The sequence below is a fragment of the Lysinibacillus sp. NPDC093210 genome, assembly GCF_044753985.1.
Taxonomy (GTDB): domain Bacteria; phylum Bacillota; class Bacilli; order Bacillales_A; family Planococcaceae; genus Lysinibacillus.
In genome coordinates this window covers 84,116-105,802 of the sequence record NZ_JBIVOE010000012.1, presented here as the reverse complement: position 1 = coordinate 105,802, position 21,687 = coordinate 84,116, and the positions used below count along the sequence as shown (strand labels likewise).

11 protein-coding genes and 1 pseudogene are annotated in these 21,687 nt (G+C 37.9%); 7 read left to right on the top strand and 5 right to left on the bottom strand.

What is annotated here, in order from left to right:
* The first annotated feature begins 506 nt into the window (after positions 1 to 506).
* The gene (locus tag ACIP9C_RS21235) at positions 507 to 5,264 is read left to right on the top strand and encodes an endonuclease (protein WP_401014287.1); all 4,758 of its coding nucleotides are present in this window, start codon (positions 507 to 509) and stop codon (positions 5,262 to 5,264) included.
* A gap of 341 nt (positions 5,265 to 5,605) precedes the next feature.
* The gene (locus ACIP9C_RS21230; protein WP_401014284.1) at positions 5,606 to 6,613 is read left to right on the top strand and encodes an acyltransferase family protein; all 1,008 of its coding nucleotides are present in this window, start codon (positions 5,606 to 5,608) and stop codon (positions 6,611 to 6,613) included.
* A gap of 154 nt (positions 6,614 to 6,767) precedes the next feature.
* Here the strand turns inward: ACIP9C_RS21230 and ACIP9C_RS21225 are convergent, their stop codons facing one another.
* Entirely contained in the window at positions 6,768 to 7,856 is a 1,089-nt protein-coding gene (locus ACIP9C_RS21225) for an NAD(P)-dependent alcohol dehydrogenase (RefSeq protein WP_401014277.1), read from the bottom strand.
* 149 nt (positions 7,857 to 8,005) lie between these two features.
* Here ACIP9C_RS21225 and ACIP9C_RS21220 point away from each other — a divergent pair.
* Positions 8,006 to 8,149 (top strand): annotated as a pseudogene (locus ACIP9C_RS21220) (LysR family transcriptional regulator); the annotation flags it as partial.
* Positions 8,150 to 8,230: 81 nt separating this feature from the next.
* Positions 8,231 to 8,875, top strand: a complete 645-nt coding sequence (locus ACIP9C_RS21215; RefSeq protein ID WP_401014296.1) for a LysR family transcriptional regulator substrate-binding protein — start codon at positions 8,231 to 8,233, stop codon at positions 8,873 to 8,875.
* A gap of 227 nt (positions 8,876 to 9,102) precedes the next feature.
* Here the strand turns inward: ACIP9C_RS21215 and ACIP9C_RS21210 are convergent, their stop codons facing one another.
* Complete coding sequence (locus ACIP9C_RS21210) at positions 9,103 to 10,284, bottom strand: alginate O-acetyltransferase AlgX-related protein (protein ID WP_401014273.1); 1,182 nt, start codon at positions 10,282 to 10,284, stop codon at positions 9,103 to 9,105.
* Positions 10,285 to 10,294: 10 nt separating this feature from the next.
* Positions 10,295 to 11,719, bottom strand: coding sequence for an MBOAT family O-acyltransferase (locus ACIP9C_RS21205; protein WP_401014293.1), 1,425 nt, complete (start codon positions 11,717 to 11,719; stop codon positions 10,295 to 10,297).
* Positions 11,720 to 12,298: 579 nt separating this feature from the next.
* Here ACIP9C_RS21205 and ACIP9C_RS21200 point away from each other — a divergent pair.
* The 3 genes from ACIP9C_RS21200 to ACIP9C_RS21190 all read left to right on the top strand — a co-directional run bounded on the left by ACIP9C_RS21200 (position 12,299) and on the right by ACIP9C_RS21190 (position 19,263).
* Positions 12,299 to 15,355 (top strand): S-layer homology domain-containing protein, encoded by a 3,057-nt coding sequence (locus tag ACIP9C_RS21200; protein WP_401014270.1) that lies wholly within the window; start codon positions 12,299 to 12,301, stop codon positions 15,353 to 15,355.
* Between the two features lie 259 nt (positions 15,356 to 15,614).
* Positions 15,615 to 17,108: an S-layer homology domain-containing protein gene (locus tag ACIP9C_RS21195; protein ID WP_401014267.1), complete on the top strand. Its 1,494-nt coding sequence runs from the start codon at positions 15,615 to 15,617 to the stop codon at positions 17,106 to 17,108.
* A gap of 307 nt (positions 17,109 to 17,415) precedes the next feature.
* Positions 17,416 to 19,263, top strand: coding sequence for a glycosyltransferase (locus ACIP9C_RS21190; RefSeq protein WP_401014264.1), 1,848 nt, complete (start codon positions 17,416 to 17,418; stop codon positions 19,261 to 19,263).
* A 321-nt stretch (positions 19,264 to 19,584) separates the two neighbouring features.
* Here the strand turns inward: ACIP9C_RS21190 and ACIP9C_RS21185 are convergent, their stop codons facing one another.
* Positions 19,585 to 20,841 carry an efflux RND transporter periplasmic adaptor subunit gene (locus ACIP9C_RS21185; protein ID WP_401014261.1) on the bottom strand — a complete coding sequence of 419 codons (1,257 nt, stop codon included), beginning with the start codon at positions 20,839 to 20,841 and terminating at the stop codon, positions 19,585 to 19,587.
* On the bottom strand, positions 20,838 to 21,362 hold the full coding sequence (locus ACIP9C_RS21180; protein ID WP_401014258.1) for a hypothetical protein: 525 nt from the start codon (positions 21,360 to 21,362) through the stop codon (positions 20,838 to 20,840). The genes ACIP9C_RS21185 and ACIP9C_RS21180 overlap by 4 nt, the downstream gene beginning before the upstream one ends.
* Positions 21,363 to 21,687 lie beyond the last annotated feature (325 nt).

Genomic DNA, 21,687 nt, shown 5'->3' with positions numbered 1-21,687 from the left:
GGTCGTTACCTGCTACATCTGTGAATCCTGCTGCAGAAGCCACTGGTACGATAGCAGATGCTACTAATGTAGCCGTTGCTGCCGTCGCTACGAATGAGGATGGGGTGACTCCTGCTCATAATGCAAAAATTGTAAGCCACGAGCCTCGCGACAGCGAGAATTGTGGCTTACTGTGCTGAGCAGAAAGCCCTGCCGCAGCGGAAAATGTTTTCGTTCTTTTCTCTCAAATTGCTTTCCATAGCCTTGCAACAACTATATTAATTTGGTAGTAGATTTCTATAAATAGTATAATTTACATTACGTAAATAGTGTATTAACACTATTATGGTTTCATATACATGTACTGTGGAAAAATAGTTTTACTATTATTTATGGAACGCAGTATGTGATGAAAGCCGCTTGCGGTGTAGGTTCAAACCGAAAGACGAGATAGGGAGATAGTAGACTTTCTTCGATAAGAGGTTGGTCTTGATTTAAGCAAATACTTAAAGAGGAGCTAAACGACAATGTCAAAAAAGAAATGGAACAAGTCTTTTAATGCTTTACTAGCATCAACTTTAGTTGCTAGTGTATCGATTCCAGTAATGCCTGCTCAAGCTGTCGCTGCCGGACCAGCAGCTGATTTGATTATCTCTGAATATATTGAAGGGTCGAGTAATAATAAGGCGATTGAACTTTATAATGGAACGGGTTCAACGATTGATTTAAGCCAATATAAACTTGAACTTTATACAAACGGTGGGACTACTCCTACGAACAAACAGACGTTAAGCGGAACTTTAGCACATAATGAGACGATCATTATCTTTAATTCTAGTGCCGTGGCAGCAATAAAAGATAAAGGTGGACTGCCATCAGCGGTTACTTCGTTCAACGGCAATGATGCAATTGTGTTAAAAAAGGGTGAAGAGGTAATTGATTCCTTTGGTCAAATGGGCTTCGATCCAGGGAAAGCATGGGATGTAAACGGTGTGTCCACTGTTGATAAAACATTGGTTAGAAAAGGTGCAGTTACGTTAGGTGACAAAAATCCAAGTGATGCATTTGACCCTTCATTAGAATGGCAGCAATATCCAATCGATACATTTGATCATTTAGGTAGTCATTCAATGGATGGCGGAGAAGTAGGGCCGATTACAAAGGCAGAAGCAGTAACAGCTTCTACACCTTCTGGCACCGTAGCGGCAGGTACTGCGGTTGCATTATCTTCTGCAACGGAAGGCGCAACGATTTATTACACAACTGATGGTACAGAGCCGACTACTGGAAGTAATATTTATTCGCAACCAATTGTTATTGATAAAACAACGACGCTAAAAGCGATGGCAGTAGCAGATGGACTAGAAAATAGTGATGTCCAAACATATAGTTACACAGTTAGTGGACAAGCAGATGTGCTGTCTATCGCTAATGCAAGAGCAGAAGCGAATGGTACGACTGTTACAATTAAAGGGATTGTAGCAGGGAAGCTGAAAAATACGATTTCGGTGCAGGATGGAACAGGTGGTATTGCGGTACGTCCATCTAGCCTCAATGTGGAAATTGGTGACGAAGTAACGCTTAAAGGTAAATTAGCGGATTATCGAGGATTACTGCAATTAGACGCAGCCCAAATTATCGATAAAGTGGCAGGTGTGGGTACTCCAACTGCGAAAGTCGTAACAGGTGCAGAGGTCGGAGAAGCTAATGAATCGCAACTCGTTACTGTAAAAAATGTGACGCTGACGAACGCTCAAACAGGAAGCGGCTGGGCAAACTTCACAGCTAGTGATGGCAGCAATTTCTTAGTACGAGATGAAACAGCTACGCTTGGCTTAACTGTAGGCACAACATATGAATCGATTACGGGTATTGTGCAACAGTTCGATAATGATTACCAAGTGATTCCTCGTTCTGCATCGGATATTGTAGTGGATAGCACAGCGTTGAAGCCTGCCATTGCATCTCCTGGAAGTGGAACATTTGTGGATAAAACAACCGTTACCTTATCTACATCGACAGCAAATGCAGAAATCTACTACACAGTAGATGGCTCAAATCCTACTGTAGGCGGTACGAAATATACAACGCCAATCGAGATTACTCAAAATACAACATTAAAAACAGTTGTAAAAGCTAGTGATGGTAAATTTAGTGAAATGATGACCTATGACTATACTATTACAGATGCCTTGCAGATTCATAATATTCAAGGGGAGGGGCATACTTCTCCATTTGCGGGTAAAACAGTTGAAGGTATTCAAGGGATTGTGACGTATTCATTTGCTTTAAACGGTAGTACGTATTATACGATTCAAACACCTGATGAATTGGCGGATAATAATCCAAATACATCTGAAGCTATCTTACTTTATAGTGGGAAAAATGCTTGGCCGATCCAAGTAGGTGATTTAGTTTCTGTAACAGGTAAAGTAGATGAATTTGCGTACGATGGCTATAGTGATGCCAACCAAACAGATTTAAAAACAACGCAAATCAATGTTCGTAATGATCAAGGTGGCAAAGTAGAAAAAATAAAAAGTAGCGTAGCATTACCAAAAGCAATTCAAATTGATGAATTAAAAATGTCATTTAGCAAAATTGATAGTGACAACCTGCAAGTATTCAATCCGACAATTGATGCCATTGATTTTTGGGAAAGTATTGAAGGTATGCGTGTAGAAGTAGGCAATGTCAAAGCGGTCTCTCCACAGGAACATGGGGATTTAGTGACGGTTTTAGAAAGTGAACCAACGAATACACTTCATGGTGGCGTCTTGTATGAGGAAGGAGAGACAAATCCAAATCGTATTCAATTCAGATTAGAACCAAACGGAGCAGCTCGTGATTTCGAAGTCGCAACAGGTGATAAGTTTAAGGGACCTATTACGGGTATCGTTGGCTACTCTTATCAAAACTTTAAAATCTATGTGCCATTAGATGAGATGAAACAAGCGCATGTAAAAGGTGCGGCAACACCTGAGACAACAAAAATTGTTAAAGCTGACGATAAGCTAACAATTGCATCCTATAACTTAGAAAACTTCTCGAATAATAAAACGTCGACATCGGATGAGAAGGCGCGTAAATTAGCGCGAGCGATTGCTATTGATATGCAAACACCAGACATCGTTGGGGTAACAGAAGTACAAGATAATAATGGCGAATCGACTGGTGATTCAAAGGCAGATCAAAGTTACCAACGATTAATTGATGCTATTAAAGCAGCAAGCGGCGTTGAGTATAAGTATGTCAATATTGACCCAGTGAATAATGCAGACGGTGGTGCACCAAACGCAAATATTCGTGTTGGTTTCCTTTACAATCCAGCAAGAGTGAATTTGAAGGAAGGTATACCAGCAGGCGATGCTATAACTGCTGTTGGTTATCAAGACGGTCATTTAACGCTAAACCCAGGTCGAATTGACCCGACAAATGAAGCATTTAATAATAGTAGAAAGCCGTTAGCTGCACAATTTGAATTCCAAGGTGAAGATGTGGTCGTTATCGCTAACCACTGGAATTCTAAATCTGGTGACACGCCATTATTTGGTTCAAAACAGCCACCGGTTTATGGAAGTGAAGTGCAACGTAAAAAAATCGCAACGATTGTAAATAACTTTGTTAAAGACATTAAATCAAAAAATGCAGATGCAAACATTGTATCTTTAGGAGATTTTAATGACTACCAATTTGCTGAAGCACTTAAGATTCATGAAGGTGCTGAGATGACAAATATGATTAATAAAGCGGAAGACGCTGATCGTTACACATATTTATATCAAGGGAATTCGCAAGTATTAGATCATATTTTAGTGTCCAATAATCTAAAAGACAAAACAGTGATTGATATTCTTCATATTAATGCGGACTTTACGGATATGGCAGGACGTGCAAGTGACCATGACCCTGTAATGGTTCAAATTGACTTGAATAAAGGCTCTACTGTTGAACCGATTGTGCCTGAAATCACATATTACTATGAGAACTTTAAGAAAAATATATTAAACATTACTAAGCCTAGCGTGGCATTGCATTTAGATGCTGCGTCGTATATTACGAAGGGCGTACACCTAAAAGGGAAGTATGTAGAGCTTCACGGAGAAGGCTTTAAAAACACAGATGTTATCATCACGCCAAATCACCCAGGATCTATTGTGGACTTAAAAGGTAATTTCTTTAAAAAGATCACAATTGAAGGCAAAAATGTGAGTGAAATTAGAGGCGCAGAAAATATCGACTTAAAATTGATTGAACTGAAGAAAGGCGCAACGTTAGAGAAAATTAAATTTACGAATTCAAAAGGAGAAGTCATTTTACCTTTTGAAAACAAACAACCAATCATTAAAAATCCTTTTACAAACAAGACAGTAGCTGTAGGTACGGGAATTACAATCGATTTAACGGAGCATTTCGCTGATCCTGATAATGACACACTTACTTTTACAGCTACAAAAGGTACGATAAATGGCAACATATTAACGCTAAATTTAGAAGCGGGTAGCCATATTGTTGGCGTTACGGCATCCGATGGCAAGAAAAGTGTCACTACCAACTTTAGTGTTACCGTAACAGCTAATAACGACTACTATGCAGCTGCATATGACAAAGAGGGGCAAGCACTAAAAAATGCGCTTCACGATATCATTTCCAATCAAAAGGTACTGTCGTATGATGATGCTTGGGATGCATTAAGATATACGGATGAAGATCCGAATAATTTAAATAATGTAATCTTATTTTACTCTGGCAAATCAAGCCCTAAGTCAAATAACGGCGGTAATGTAGGCAACTGGAACCGTGAGCATACGTGGGCAAAATCACATGGGAATTTTGGAACGAGCAAAGGGCCAGGAACAGATATTCATCATTTACGCCCTACAGATGTCTCAGTGAATAGCTCAAGAGGGAATTTAGATTTTGACAATGGTGGTAGTCCAGTGTCGGGCTGTAATGGTTGTTTGAAAGATTCGGATTCATTCGAGCCGCCTAATAATGTAAAAGGTGATGTAGCACGCATCTTATTTTATATGGCAACTCGTTATGAGCCAGGCGATAAAGTTGACCTTGAATTAAATGAAAAAGTTAATAATGGAACAGCTCCTTATCATGGTAAACTTTCTGTCCTTTTACAATGGCATCAACAAGATCCAGTAGATGACTTTGAAAAGCGAAGAAACGACAGAATCTACGAAATGCAAGGTAATCGCAATCCATTTATCGACCACCCGGAATGGGTAGAAACGATTTATGGTAAAAAAACAACATTACAGATGGCGAATTAATCAGAATAATATATTGTTAGCCCACTTCATTTGGATGTGAAGTGGGCTTTTATATGAAAGTCGGGATATCAATTACAAAATATACAATGAGCAGCGGCACATTTAATCATTTAATAATTTCTTTAAACAGCTTCGACAGATAATAAAGAAGTTTCCTATAAAAAGTAGTAAAAATATACTGATGCCGATTGCGGTCATTTCATAAAATGACGTTGAACTATCCTATACGAAAACATTGGGTTAAAAAAGCTTGCTGTAGTACATGCCAAGTACCACCATTGCATTAATCGACATTCTATGACATGCTTAATAGAGATATAAAGTACTAGGAGAATGTTGTAGTGATTAAAGAATGGGATTTACTACGTGTGGTGGCATGCCTATCCATTTTACTATTGCATACATCATCGTGGGTAATTATGGAGGTTGGGGCAGAGCCAGAGCAACAGTTGTATTTGTTTTTACGAATTGCGCTTTGCTATGCAACACCGACGTTTATTGTGTTATCCATTTTAATATTGTCGAATCGTTATCGTGAAAAGCTACCGACTAATTTTTGGTCGAGTCGCATTCAATATATTTTTGTGCCTTTTTTAGTGTGGGCTTTTTTAGATGCGTTATTGGTTGAGTCAATTTATCAGAAGGGCTTGCTATGGGACAAGTATTATCACAATGTTGTGTCTGGCGAGTTTGTTGGCTGGTTTGTCGTAGTCATTATGCAGCTGTATGGGGTAATTGCGCTGATGAAGCGTTTTAAGTGGTCGATTGCATGGTTTTTACCACTTAGTGTATTGATTACACTTGTGCATCATGCAATCATTTTATTGCCGTATCCAATATTTGAGGACAATGTGATGGTTATACGCTTGCTATTTACGGGCTGGCTCGGTTATTTTGCTGTAGCATATGCGATAGGTGTTTATTATGAACAATTAGCCGTGCTGGCAAAGAAGTATCGCGGAGCGACCGTTGTTTTTGTCATACTATCTGCGCTGTTCTTATATATTCGTGTGCAACTTGGATACATAGAGGTACACTCGAGACGGCTCGATTTAGTGCCACTTGTCGTAAGTGTTGTACTTTGTGTGATTGCATGGGGACAGTCAATCCCATCGTCGAAAGTCGTGCGTATAATTAGTCAATATGCCTTTATGATTTACCTTATCCATTGGGAAGTTTTGCGACTATCAACAAGTTGGTTCGTGGCGCATTTCGATAGCACACTGATGCGTGTCCCACTGCTCATGCTGTGGACGATTATTGTTTGTATTGGGCTGACAAAACTACTGTCATACCTGCCATTCAGTCAATGGATCGTCGGCAAACTAAAGAAACGAAAAAAGCAGTGATTTCTTGTAGTAGAAATCACTGCTTTTTTGTTTGGCCGGGTGAGAAGCGCCGATAGAACCGTGCGAATCGCCGATAAACCCGAGTAAATCGCCGATAGCACCCCATGAATCGCCGATAAACCCGAGTAAAACGCATTCCCATGTACTGAAGACATTATTGAATACGTAAAATCGGTTTAATTGCCTCGCCATTTTTGGATGCTAAAAATGCTTCATTGATTTGGTCAAAGTCATAGAATTTCACCAATTTATCGAATGGGAATTTGCCCGCTTTATAGTAATCCACTAATTGAGGAATAAATACGTTTGGTACGGAATCACCTTCAATTACACCCATCATTGTTTTACCTTCAGCCATAATGTCATTGTGCACATCAATCGTCATTTCAGGTGTTACACCTACGACTGCTGCGACACCTAGGGGACGTAACGCTTGTAAACATTGGCGCACTACTGGAGGAACGCCTGTTGTATCGACTGCATATTTTGTACCACCGTTTGTTAATTCTTTAATTTCTTTTACAACTTCTACTTTTGTTCCGTTAAATGTATGTGTTGCACCTAGCTCTTTAGCTAAATCTAAGCGTGAATCATGTACATCAACAGCAATAATTGTTTTACAGCCTACAATTTTTGCAGCCATAATCGCACTTAAACCTACAGCACCTGCACCATAAATAGCGATTGTTGAGCCGAACTCTGGCTTGATTTTATTTAAAACAGTACCAGCACCTGTTTGAATACCACAGCCTAAAGGTCCAAGTAATGCTAAATCTACATCTTTATCTACTTTTACAACATTCCGTTCATGTGAGATTGCAAATGTACCGAATGAAGATTGACCGAAAAATGTTGAAAGTGGCTGGCCATCTTTAGATAAACGATGTGTGTAATCATCATGTGTACCGCCAAAGTTTAAGTCGTTGAATGTCTCACAAACTGTTGGGTGACCTGTTAAACAGTTATCACAATGTCCACAATGCGCAAATGAAAGTACAACGTGATCACCTTTTTCAAAACGAGTTACACCTTCACCGACTTCTTCAATAATTCCTGCACCTTCATGGCCAAGAACAGCTGGTAGTGGAGCGATTGCTGCATCACGTGCCACAGCATCTGTATGACAAACACCTGTACTAACAATTTTCACTAACACTTCATTCGCTTTTGGAGCTGCTAGTTCTACTTCTTCAAGAATAAAATCTTGACCTTGTCCGGGTGTAACTGCTGCTTTAATCTTCATATATTCATTCTCCCTTTAGTACAGATTATTGAAATTCGCTATCATTGTAATCGTTTGCAGAAATCGCTACAATATATTCAAATCTATATCTATATTCATTATGATTCATAAGGGGAAATACTATGCAACTTTTATAGTTACAATACTTTTTAGCTGTGGCGAGGACGGAGCATATGTCTCAATCTGCACTTTCTTTAAATATTACACAGTCATCATTAAGTAAAACGATTGCCAAATTAGAAGATGAAGTAGGTGTCCCTTTATTCGATCGAAATGGTAAGAAAATTCGTTTGAATAGTTATGGAAAGTATTATGCGCAGGAAGTAGAGAGAGCATTAAAAATCTTACAAGAAGCACATGAAGAAGTACTAGAAATGGCTGATATAGAGGAAGATCGTGTATCCATTAGTGTGATGAGCTCTACAATCTTACCGCCCATATTTAGAAGTTTCTATGATCGTAGACCGAATATTCGCATTCAGCAATCTATCCTACCTGATTCAGTAGCAAAGGAACGTCTAATTAGTGGGGAAATTGAGTTGTGTGTTTCCAATACACCGATTACAGGAACTGATATTGAATGGCTACCTGTTTTAAAGGAACGATTAGATTTAATTGTTCCTAAAAATCATAGACTCGCCCAATTTGATGAAATCGATTTACTGGAAGCGAAAAACGAGCGTTTTATAGGCTATAAATCGGGATTAGAATCGATTAGCATGTTTGAAAAATGTTGTTTAGAAGCGGGGTTTACACCAAACATTGTATTTGAAGGAACGGAGATGTCGATTGTTTTACAGCTAGTTAATGAAGGACAAGGAATTTCATTTTATCCGCAATATTCATTTTTAGGTGAACAACTAGCAAATACCAAAATCATTCGCTTGAAAAATAGCCATTGCTATCAAATGGTAGGGTTTGCTTGGTTAAAAAATAAAAAGTATTCCTATGTATCGAAGCAATTCCGCCAACATATGATTCAAGCTTTTATAGACATTAATAATAAAAATAATAGATAAGAAAAGCCGAATACTCTATTCGGCTTTTCTTGCTTTATATATTCGATAGAACCTGGAGAATCGCCGGTTCCCTGGCAGAAATCGCCGATAGAACCTGGAGAATCGCCGGTACCCCGGCAGAAATCGCCGATAGAACCTGGAGAATCGCCGGTACCCCGGCAGAAATCGCCGATAGAACCCGGAGAATCGCCGGTACCTCTGGCGCAAACTAAAAATCAAACTAATTTTTATTCCGGCATTAGTTTTAGATTGCGATCGTTATAGGCAAGAACGACATAATCTGGTTGCATGCTTTGTAAGTAAGGAATGATGTCCTTATCCAAATAACGTAAGTCTAAAATTGTTACGGTTTTAAAGTGGCTTGCTACGTGAAATTGGATGGTGTTAAAGTATGAATCTTTAATGACGACGAGATGTTTGTCGCTGTCATAGTTTTGGTTGACGAGAGTGAGTTCAGCAAAGTCGCGACTGTAAGCTTCAGCGTAGTTCACGACTGCATCGGGACTCATTTGTTTTGCGCGACCGTACACTGCTTCATATGGTGCAGTGACCCCACCTTCAACCGTTCCATCGTAAATAGTAAATTGTGTTGCGAACGAAGCGGGCTCGTTGTAGCAAATTTGTTCATTATTATCGACGGTCATATACAGTATTTTATTCCAAGAACCGGCGAATTTATTTGGTAAGCAAAATGTATTGGCCTCATCAAATGGAATTGTTGGAATCGTCTCGCCAAGTCGTTTGCTTAGTGTATTGATAAGTGCTTCGTATCCTGAGTATGCACCTTGAATTGTCCAGTGATGATCTGTTTTAAAGAAGTTGCGCTCTGCCGAAAAGTCGTCCTGCATTTCATCATATAGACGAATATTGTCTACACCAGCAGCTGTGACAAGTTCGTGCAGTTTGGTGTTGTTGGCAATACCAGCATCTTCAGGCATATAGCTTGGACTTGGCTCCCTTGAATAGGTTGCCTTCGCTGGTAGTGAGTAAAATGTAAACGGAATATTTTTTTCGGCTAGTCCTTCGCTTAAACGTTTTAAATCGGAGGCAAAGGAAGCTAGCTCTTCTTCAGTTTTTGCTGCAGCTGGTTTGGAAATGATCCAGCCGCTTTTATCATCTACTGCGTACTTATCATTTAAATAAGTTTTGCCCACGACACGTTGAAAGTTAACATAATTACGCATCCATGTATCTCGAGCAGGAAATTGATCGGAAATATAAGATTCTACCTGTTTGGACCATTGCCCTGAGAAGATTTCCTGAGGACTTGGTGTGATGTTGGCAGTTTCTAATGGTCGGTTTTCCATCTCTGATTGTGGACGATCCACTGTTAATACATGCACGATGAAGCCACCGAAAATGATGCAAAAAAATGTAATTGGTAAAAGAAACGTTTGTATTTTTCGCATGATGTCCCACCTAAAATCTAAAGTAAATGAATGGATTATGTGTTGCGTTCACTAAAAACATCGTGATAAATAACAATAGAGCGCCATAGTAAATTGTTTGCGTAATGCGTAGTCCCCAGTCAAATGATAGGGAAGCGGTAGCTTTTTGTTCGCTCCAATTTTGATAAAGTTTATAGATTGGCATCGCAAATATAATAGCGATAACAAAGTAAATAGCATAATCCTTAGTTAGTAAAATCGTTTCATAATTGTACAGTGCAGCGTCTGATACCCCAAATAACGTTTTGATAAATGCAAATGCATATGTAAAGTCATTCGCTCTAAAGAAAACCCAGCCAATCATGACAATAATAAGAATATACATATGTCGTAATACACGTGGAATACGCTCCAGCCATTTCAACAGTACCCATTTTTCCAAGCAAATTAATATCCCATAGTAAAAGCCCCATGCCATAAAGGTCCAGCTTGCACCATGCCAAAAACCGGTTAGTGTCCAGACAACAAGTAAATTACGATATAATTTCCATTCGTGGCTTACGCGACTTCCACCAAGTGGGAAGTAGACATAATCTCTAAACCAGCTGCTGAGTGAGATGTGCCAGCGACGCCAGAAGTCTGTAACAGATTGAGCTATATACGGATAGTTAAAGTTCTCTTCAAATTTAAAGCCAAAAACACGTGCTAACCCAATCGCCATATCACTATAACCTGAGAAGTCGAAGTAGATTTGTAAGGAGTACGCTAAAATTCCAATCCAAGCAGTACCAGTTGTTAAGTCCCCACCAGATAAACTAAATACGTGATCGGCTACTTCGCCCATTGGATTTGCAATAAGTACTTTTTTCGCTAAGCCTTGTACAAAGCGACGCGTCCCAATCATCCAATCGTCTGCAGTAGAGATACGTTTTTTTATTTGCTCAGCTACCGTTTGATAGCGAACGATAGGACCTGCAACGAGCTGTGGAAATAATGTAATGAAAAGTGATAAATCCAAAAAGTTGCGCTGTGCTTTTACGTCCTTGCGATAAACATCGATAACATAGCTGAGTGCTTGGAACGTGTAAAACGAAATGCCGATTGGCAGAGGTACAGCCTGCCATTCAATGGGCTGTGCCAAATAATTGTTAATAATGTCCACAAAAAAGCCAGCGTATTTGTAATAGCCTAAGATGGCTAAATTGCTAACAATAACTAACCAAAGAAGTGTTTTTCTCTTAGACTGTGAAACTGTATTTTCGATGACAATGCCTAGCACATAATTGAGCACGATAGACAGCATCATTAAAAGCACATATTTCGGTTCACCCCAAGCGTAAAAGAACAAACTAGCCAACAGTAAAATTGTATTGCGTAGCATCTTCGGAGAGATGAAGTACACAACAATCACTAATGGCAAAAAGACATATAAAAAAATAAGACTACTAAATACCATCTCTGTCAAATCCCCATCTCTGTAAATGATAGAACTTAGCGAATTGTCGTGGTCGCTGATAGCGCAACGTGAATCGCCACTAACCCCAAACATATCGCCCCAAAACCCTTCTAAATTGCCAATAACTCAGAGTAAATCGCCCAAAACCCAGTCGTACCGCTGATTGAAGCCCATTAATTCCTAATAGACTCGCTAGATTCTGGTTTCCATAAAATCTTAATCCAGTTTTCCAAGGGAATTAATGAATAAATTACCTATATTATTGTAACGTAAATTCATCATTTGTTCACTATTCCTTTAAGTGAGAAATTTGTCTTAGCTAAAAATATATGGAAGGGAAAAAGTCTCAATACCTATGGGTAAAATGGTATATTTTCCGCATAAAAGCAACGCTTGTCTACTAATTGTTGGATGGTAAAACTCTATATAAAAAACTAAAAAATGTATGTATAACCAATGAAGTATTACTGTTACCACATATTTCATTCCAGATATTTCACATGGATATGTATGTTCTACTTCTCTTATAATAGAATCGTAGTCATAAAAGTGGCTAATTTATCTAGGAGGTTTTTAGACATGAAACAAAAATATAGCAAATGGGTTGTCGGCGCAGCATCAGCAGCTCTAGTAGCATCAGCAATCGTACCAGTAGCAAGCGCAGCAAGCTTTTCTGATATTGAAACAAGTGATCACAAGGACGCTATCTTAGCATTAGCGGACGCTAAAATCGTAGGAGGTTACACTGACGGTACATTCAAACCAAACGCAGTGGTAACACGCGGTAACGTAGCAAAATTCTTAGGTAAATGGTTAATTTCTGAAGGATATGAAATTCCAGCTGATTACAAAACAGAAGCTCGTTTCACTGACCTTCCAACTTCAGCTCCAGACCAAGAATTACTACAATATGCAGCACTTGTTAAAGATGCAGGCGTATTCAAAGGTTCTAACAACAAATTAATGTACACAAACAACATGAACCGTGAACAAATGGCAGTAGTATTAGTACGTGCTATCAACACTGTTTATAATGTAGATTTAGTAGCAGATTACAAAGAATCTGACTTCAAATCTGCTATCACAGATTTAGACAAAACTACAGCTACAGAAAACCGTGAAGCAATTATCGCTTTAGAATATGCTGGACTTACAAACGTTAAAGCGTTCAACCCTAAAAACTCTTTAACTCGTGGTCAATTCGCATCATTCTTACACCGTACAATCACAAACGTTGGTGAAGCTACTTTAACTGTTAAAGAAGCTAAAGTTGTTGACGCAACTACATTAGAAGTAACTCTTTCTGATGACACTAAACACACTGTAAAATTAGAAACTCCACTTGTAGAAAACAAAGAAACTAAAGTAGAGTTCGAAATTGAAGGTAAAACTTATTCAGCTGTAGTTACATATGAAGTAACTGAAGTTAAATTAGAATCAGTAAAAGCAGTTAACGCTAAAACAATCGAAGTACAATTTAACAAAGCAGTAGAAGATACTACTAAAGCTAAAGTTGAATTACTACGTGGTACTTTCAAACAAAACGTAACTCTAGTTTGGTCTGAAGACAAAAAATCAGTTCAATTAGTAGGTGCTACAAACTTCCAAGCAGCTGATTACACTGTAAACATTGCTGGTTTAACTGAAAATGTATTAACTAGCACAGTTAAAATCGAAGCTCAAAAAGTAACTTCAATTGAAGTTTTAGACGAAGTAGCTGTAGTTGACAAAGCAGTTAAAGCTGACGGCACTTTCGATGCTGGTACAACTGCAACTGTTGGTTATGTAGTTAAAGACCAATATGGTACAGATATTACAAAAACAACTTCTTTAAAAACAAATGATAATGCTAATACAACTGTTGTTGCTGATTCAGCTAAAGGTGTAATTAAATTATCAGGTGCTGTTGTAGAAGGTAAAAAAATCGGTGATATCGTACCAGTAGTATTATTCGATGCTGCTACAGGTACTTCAGTTTCTAAAACTGTAAAATTATCTGCTGAATCTACAGTTTCTTCTATTGAAGTAGCTGGTGTTTATAACGCTAAGGGTGAAGAAGTAGCTTTAAATGATTCTTCTAAAGCTTCTGATGCTTATATCGTATTAAACCTTAAAGATCAATATGGTAAAGAAATTACTGATGCTGCTAAAGCAACAGGTTTAGTTATCACAAACACAAACACTACAAACTTAACAATCGCTAACACTGTTTCTAAAGTGAAAATTGGCGATAAAGATAAATTAGTAGTTGCATTATCTTCAATCTTAAAAGCTGGCGACACTGATGTGTTATTAATTTCAACAACTAACGGTCAAACAGCTAAATATACTGTTAAAGTTGCAGAAACTTCTACAACTAATGCAATCTCTGTTTCTCAACCAGAAATCGCTGTTGCTGAAGAATCTACATTAATCCCATTAACAGTTACTGATAAAGAAGGCAACGTAATCACTAACAAAAAAGTATTAGCTGATGCTAACAAAGGTATTAAAGTTGGCGGTACTACAGTTGCTGAATCAGCTCTTGAAGTGAAAGATGGTCAAGTTTACTACAAAACTACATTCAACACTGCTGGTACACAAGCATTAGTATTCCAAACTTCAACTTACAAAGTTGCTACTATTACTGTAGATGTAAAAGCTAAAGCAGTTCCAACTGTAGTTCGTGGACTTAAAACTCCTTTAGTACTTTCAACTGCTCAAGCTCCAGTAACAATTACAGCTAAAGATCACTTAATCATCGAAGACCAATATGGTCGTGAAATGAAAAACTCTGCTGAACCTGTAACAGTTACATTAGTTGGAACTTCTGACGTAGTTTCTGTAAGTGGTAATCAAGTAACAGCTCTTAAAAACGGAACTGCAACATTAAATGTGGCACTTACAACTCCAAATGGCACAATTGATTCTGCTGTTGAAGTAAAAGTACAAGTTACTGATGGTACTGAATACAACGGTTATGAAATTGCTGAAATTGGTAAAACTAAAGTAGCAACAGACAAAAACATCACTATTAACGGTTTACTAAACGGTGGTAAAGTTGCTCTTGAAGCGAACGAATATACTGCAACAGTAACTGGCGGTAAATTAGCTGCACCTCAAGATGTAACTACTGGTAAAGTAAACATTGCTGATACAGCTTTAAACACTGATTCAGCAACACCAGCTAACAAAATTGACACAGAATTCACATTAAAAGTAACAATTAATGCAACTGGTCAAGTGTTAGAACAAAAATTCGTTGTTTCTGCTGACGCTGAAAAAACACAAGATTTCTTCTTCACAGCATCTGCTGCATCAGTTAATTTAGCTGATTACAACGCTGCTAAAGCTATTACAGAAGCTACATTAGTATCTGGTTCAACTGTAGCAAACTTAAAATCTACAGATGATACACCTGTAGTAGTAAACGTTGCAACTGTTGACCAATACGGTAACAAAGCAATCACTGCACTTGTAGCAGACACAGTTACAATCGTACCTGAAAAAGTAACAGATGTTAAAATTTCTGGTAACGGTACTGCAACTGCAACAGCTACATTAAATGCAGATGTTAAAGAAGCTAAAGTAACTTTAAAAATTAAAGTTGGTAACGCAACAAAAGAATTAAAAGTAACAATCGTTGCTGCACCTTAATAAATAGCGTAAAGCTCTAAACTAGTTTACTAGTAACTAGCCTTGTGATTAGATGAAACTTTTTGTTTCATCATGGTCACAAGGCTTTTTTGATGGAGAGAAATCCCCGTAAATGAAGCAATACCTCTAGCTTTAGGGGTATTGCTATTTGTATTAAGAACAGCATCAAAATACATAACTATAGAAGAATATGAAACTTTTACTATTACCTCCACGTATTATCAAGTATGATAGACAAAATGTGTAGGGGGATGAGCGGATGAAGCGTAACAAATTATTTCAAGGAGCAATCGTTGCGGCATTAGCAACAAGTGCTATTGTCGTGGTACCGACAGCGCAGGCAGCAGAAGGATTTAGCGATGTTGATATGTCAAAAGAATATGGAGCAGCGATAAAAGATTTAGCAGCAAGAGGTATTATCAATGGATATTCAGATGGCACATTCAAGCCATTTGCTGATGTTACGCGTGGACAAGTTGCAAAAATTTTAGCAAACTTATTGGCGCTAGATACGCAAAACGTGATAGATCCAAACTTTACGGATGTTCAGCAAAGTGATGAATACTATGGTGCAATTGCTGCTTTAGCAAATGAAGGAATTGCGTCTGGCTTTGCCAACGGTAGCTTCGGTGTGAATCAAGCTATTACACGCGAACAGTTGGCGAGTATGCTAACGTCTGCCTACCAATTAGTCAATAATGCAGAAGATTGGACGCTGCCATTTACAGATATTGTGAAATACTCCGATGCGTATTATGCAATTGGACCTTTGTTTGAACACAACATTACAAAGGGAATTACAGCGACTACATTTGGTTTAAAAGAAACAGTGAAGCGTTCGCAGCTTGCACTATTTATTCAACGTATAGAGGCAATGCAAGCGAATCGTGTTTTACAGAAATTTTCTGCAAGCGAACTTGGTGCAAGTCAACTTGATGCCTACTCTTATGACAATATTGCGACTGATGGTGAGCATGAATTTTTCAAAATTCACCAAACAACAAATGGTGTAACTGTGGAGGCATTGCGAGAAGGCTCGGGCTACTTCATATTAATTGGCTACAATATGGATAAGGAAGAAAATTATGAGGTCGTCGAGACACAAAAATATAAGATTGTTGTTACAGAAGTAGACGGCAAACTCCAGCTCAATTGCCAGCAAACGGATGAAATAACACCTGGTGTAGCACTGCTTTTTGAAGAAGAGTTAGGCTTTAATCCGGCTCACATTCAGCTGACAACTGCAAACGGTTATGAGGTAAGTGATAAAGTCTATGTGTATCAACCTTTTAATTTTGAAGGCTGGGAGGAAGAGAGTATTCCGAAAGGCGGCAATTACGAGTTAAAGTTACTGCAGGCAGGAGATTATATAGCGACATTATCTGACGGTAAAGGTCAATCCGTACGCGTGGGCATTCGTGCTGAAACGGATGGTTTTGATATGTATACTTCTGCAGCTGTTGAAATAAGTAGCGAATTCATTCCAACAAGTGAAATAGGCTTTACCGTTAAGGATGTTAACATTGAGCAATACACAGGAGCAACGATTGATCACAAAATTGTTGATGTTGAAAATTCAGCAGATGGTGTAACAATTAAACGAGTTGGAAAAGGAGATGGCATTTTTGCTATTCGCCTAAACGGTACAAATGGTGAAAAACTTTACGTACATGGCATGATGTACGAAATAAGTGGTATAACATCTATGTACTACGAGCTAGCAACGCAACAAGATATGGAAAATTCATGGTGAACCGCCGATAGACTGCCGGAAATTGCCGATTAAATAACTGGAATCGCCGATAAAACCCAGAAAATCGCCGATACCCCCTAGGTAAATGGAGCTCTCTTATGTGATGATGAGTCAATTGTCGTTGACTTTTGCATCATACAAGAGGGCTTTTCTGATTTCAAGCCCCCCGCAAAACTTTCATCACTGTAACAAATCAAGTGAAATATGAATATTGATATAACTATGACCAATTGCTCCTAATTCACTTTAATACAAAATAAATTGTTAGCATTATGTTTTCCAAAAGCATCTAATGAAGGAGGATTACATGAAACCTCATATTTTAATTGCCAGCCCTGTGCGACAAAAACCTTATATTTTGGCGTATTTCTTAACTTCACTGCAATCGTTAAATCAAGATGAACTTGTAGTGGATTTTTTATTTATAGATGATAATGACGATAAACAATCGACAGAACTTTTAGCATCATTTCAATCAAAAAACGAGCGTGTAAAAATTATTAAAAATGATCAACAACATGATATTTATATGAAAGATGATAAAACACATTATTGGACAGATTCACTAATAGAAAAAGTTGCAAAAATGAAAGATTCTATCATAGAACATGCTATCCAATTCCACTATGATGGATTATTCCTTATCGACTCAGATTTAATGCTGTATCCGAATACACTACAAAATTTATGGGATGAACAAAAAGACATCATTTCAAATATTTTCTGGACCGAATGGCAAAAGGATATAGAAGCGTTACCTCAAGTTTGGATGATGGATGAATACACATTATATGAAATAAAAAATGGAGAAAAATTGGAACCAATAGAGATAGCAAATAGAACGGCAGCTTTCATAAAGCAATTAAAAGTACCAGGCGTATATGAAGTGGGTGGATTGGGTGCTTGCACATTAATAAGTCGAAAAGCACTTTTAAAAGGCGTTCGTTTTAAACAAATGAAAAATCTATCTTTTTGGGGCGAAGACCGACATTTTTGCATAAGAGCAGCTGCATTGGATTTACAGTTATTTGTAGATACTCGTTTTCCTGCATTTCATATTTATCGAGATTCCGACTTACTCGGTGCTCAAAAATTTAATAATGAAATCCTCACTGAAAAAAAGGAAAAAGCAACAGTTAGCTTATGTATGATAGTCAAAAATGAAGAACAAGTTTTAGCACGTTGTTTATCTTCCGTTCAAGGACTTGTAGATGAAATCATTATTGTAGATACTGGTTCATCAGATAGAACAAAAGAAATCGCAAGGCAATACACAAATCACATCTATGATTTTGAATGGGTGGATGATTTTTCAAAAGCACGTAATTTTTCATTTAGCAAAGCAACAAAAGATTATATTTTATGGTTAGATGCAGATGATATTTTACAGGAAAGCGAAAGACTACATTTTTCAAGTTTAACAAAAGAACTAAGCTCTAAAGAAGTGGACAGTGTCATGATGGATTATCATTTAGCATTCGATCATAATGGGGAGCCGACATACAGTCTTAAAAGAAACAGACTAGTAAAACGTTCCTGCAATTTTACTTGGGTTGGTGCAGTCCATGAATACTTATCTGTTCATGGCAATATAATACAGCGCAATATAGCGATTACCCATCGTAAAGAGAGAGCATATACAGACCGAAATATAAAAATCTATAAACAAAGAGAAGAGCAGGGAATCGAATTTTCGGCACGTGATTTATTTTACTATGGAAATGAATTAAAAGATCACGCCCTGTACGAAGAAGCGGTAGAAAAATATAATCAATTTTTATTAACAAAACAAGGTTGGATAGAAGATGAAATAGCAGCATGCTTGAAGGTAGCGGACTGTTATGAAATGTTACATGCTCCTGATCAACAATTGCAATATTTATTTAAAACATTATCTTATAGCATGCCTCGTCCAGAATGTTGTTGTCGCTTAGGGGCAAGGTTTTTAGCAGATGAGAAATATGATCAAGCTATCTATTGGTATGAGCAAGCAACAATATTGAAAAACCAACCTAAACAAGGAAATTTAATAGACCATGCGGCTTGGACTTGGCTACCGTATGTTCAATTAGCTATTTGTTATGAGCGATTAGGACAATATCAAAAAGCTGAAGAATATAAAGAACTAGCACTACAATACAATGCTACAAAATAAAATTTGTGTGCGCAGGAGTCACATAATTGTTTGAGTGCCTGGCACTTCGGAATTACTGCTTCTAAATCGAAAAAATCCACTACACTTTCCGCGGGCACAGTAAAAGCCGCAACCTTCACTGTCATGCGTTTGTTGCGTCTTACAACTTGAGCTGTTCCCGCAGAAGTCTACGTGTATTTAATATAGAAAATTGTTTGAGTGCCTGGCACCCCACGTGGGCACCTCAAGCGATAACGTCAAAAAAGGTATCAAGAGTGAATAACACTTCTTGATACCTTTTTTCGATTGAAGCTAGTTCTGTCTAGCTTCCTTAATTTTGTATTAGAAAATAATGTATTTGACGTAGTCTTTCCAGCCAATTTCCTTGAAGTTTTGCCATTCTATTTTTTTAACAGGCATAGAGCAGAAAGAACGTGCTAAAATGTTGCGTTGTTCATTAGCTAGAATCGGTGTGCCTTCATCGAAGTAGCTTGTGAAAATCGTTGAATTTGCTGTTGAAAAGTCAACGTCAATATCTTCAAGACGGATTTTTCCGTTTTCATCGATAATATATACGCTCTTAGCACCTTTTGCTTTTTTAACCCAAGAAGACTTTACTTTATAAGCATCGAGCGCTTCGTTGACAACAATTGAAGCTTGGCCGACTGTTGAAAATGGAATATTCTCTAACACATCGTCCTGCTGTAACGTTACTTCATAATTAGTTGGTTTCGGCAGCTTCGCCGATTTTGCTAATTCATTTGCCCATGTTGAGTCATGATTTGTTGCAATCATCTGTTTTTCAAGTACTACACCAGATAAATCATCTTTAAAATGTTGTAAATCAAAATTAACCGTTTGTCCCGCTAAAACCTTTTGCCATTCATCCTCCGATAAGTAAGCAAGCATTGCTTTTTCAGTTGAATAAATTTCAAATGTCACTGTACCAGCTTCTTCTATAATGTTGGAGATAACACCATCAATAGGGCTAATAACTCCTTGACGTGCTTGGATTTGAGCAATTTGAGCATCCATGACGGCAATTTGACGCGTCGCCTCCGCAATATGACGGTTTAAAATAGCGACAGCTGTTGATGGTGAATTTTGTTGACCTAATTCTAATTTAACTGTGACATTTAATTTATCACTAATTTGGTCTGTATTGATTGAACTTTTCGGATTCGTTTTGTCTCCGAATTCAGATTCTACTTGTGATAAAGCAGATTCTAAATCACTTAATTCGGTTTCATATGCATCCCGTTCAGCCTCTAGCTTCGTTAATTCATCGTCAACTTCCTCTGTTTTATAGGTAGCTAGAAGATCGGCTGCTTTGATGTCCTGCCCACGCTTTACGTTTACTGCTGATAAAGTTTTTGCATCTGCAGAAATTGTATACGTTTCTGCTGGCGCTACAATCGCATCCTTTTTCACCGTTTCTACACGGTCACCAGCGGTAGCTCGTTGAAATTCATCAACAAAATATGAACGCGCTACTTTACTATTATCCTTGAAAACAAAGAAGGCATTCACGCCAACTAATAGCGCTATGACGAGGATACTAAGGCTTGTCCAAGGTCTGGATTTAATAATACGCATCATCCTAACCCCCTTGTAATCCATTCTTGTAGTGGTAATACGCTAAGCATTCCAACAAAAACAGCCATTATTACCTGAAGTACGATAATTTTTGCTAATAGTACTTTACGATCTGACGCTTCCTCCCATTTTGAAAGGAAAGTAAAGTGCACAATAATCGTCAGCACAGTAGTTACTGTTAACTGATTAATAATGAATAACACAACATCCTTATCCAATACTTGCTGTACAATAGGGGCAAGTGAAAAGAAGGAGAACGATGTAGAATAGCCAACTGCATAGAACACTGCAAATAAAATGGCCTTTTCGATAAGCAAAAATGCCACCACATATAACTGCACTTTTTGAATCCATTTGTAAGGAATGTCCGTTAATAGATGTAATATATATGTAACGCCATAATAGTGGAAGCAAAAATAAATGATTCCCCAAACAATGGCTCCGACCATTGATAGCAAACGGGCTGTATAGTATTCATCCTGGTGATTCATTGCAAATAATGATGTTAAGCTTTCAGTGCCCATTCCCCAAAACTCGCGTATCACAAAAAGGAGCAAAAAGAGTATGAAAACCGTGAATGACCGTTTTTTATAGCCCCTTATTTCTCCTGACTCAATAGCCTGTGTAAAGTGCGTGGGGTGCGTTAAGCTATGCCAAAACTTGTAGTGATAAAACATATCTAGCTCCCTTTCTAGTAAATTAAATATTAAAGATGTAGTATACACCTAGTTACTGGTAAATGACATAGTATAAATGCTAGTTTTTTTAAGGAATTTTCTCGATATGGTGGGACTTTCATTAGGCTCAATTCCATATGATTAATGCGGGATAAATGCGTCTAACACAATT

Coding starts and splice junctions, on each gene's coding strand:
- ACIP9C_RS21235 (WP_401014287.1), top strand. CDS start 507: ATGTCAAAAAAGAAATGGAACAAGTCTTTTAATGCTTTACTAGCATCA.
- ACIP9C_RS21225 (WP_401014277.1), bottom strand. CDS start 7,856: ATGAAGATTAAAGCAGCAGTTACACCCGGACAAGGTCAAGATTTTATT.
- ACIP9C_RS21215 (WP_401014296.1), top strand. CDS start 8,231: ATGGCTGATATAGAGGAAGATCGTGTATCCATTAGTGTGATGAGCTCT.
- ACIP9C_RS21210 (WP_401014273.1), bottom strand. CDS start 10,284: ATGCGAAAAATACAAACGTTTCTTTTACCAATTACATTTTTTTGCATC.
- ACIP9C_RS21205 (WP_401014293.1), bottom strand. CDS start 11,719: ATGGTATTTAGTAGTCTTATTTTTTTATATGTCTTTTTGCCATTAGTG.
- ACIP9C_RS21200 (WP_401014270.1), top strand. CDS start 12,299: ATGAAACAAAAATATAGCAAATGGGTTGTCGGCGCAGCATCAGCAGCT.
- ACIP9C_RS21195 (WP_401014267.1), top strand. CDS start 15,615: ATGAAGCGTAACAAATTATTTCAAGGAGCAATCGTTGCGGCATTAGCA.
- ACIP9C_RS21190 (WP_401014264.1), top strand. CDS start 17,416: ATGAAACCTCATATTTTAATTGCCAGCCCTGTGCGACAAAAACCTTAT.
- ACIP9C_RS21185 (WP_401014261.1), bottom strand. CDS start 20,841: ATGATGCGTATTATTAAATCCAGACCTTGGACAAGCCTTAGTATCCTC.
- ACIP9C_RS21180 (WP_401014258.1), bottom strand. CDS start 21,362: ATGGGCACTGAAAGCTTAACATCATTATTTGCAATGAATCACCAGGAT.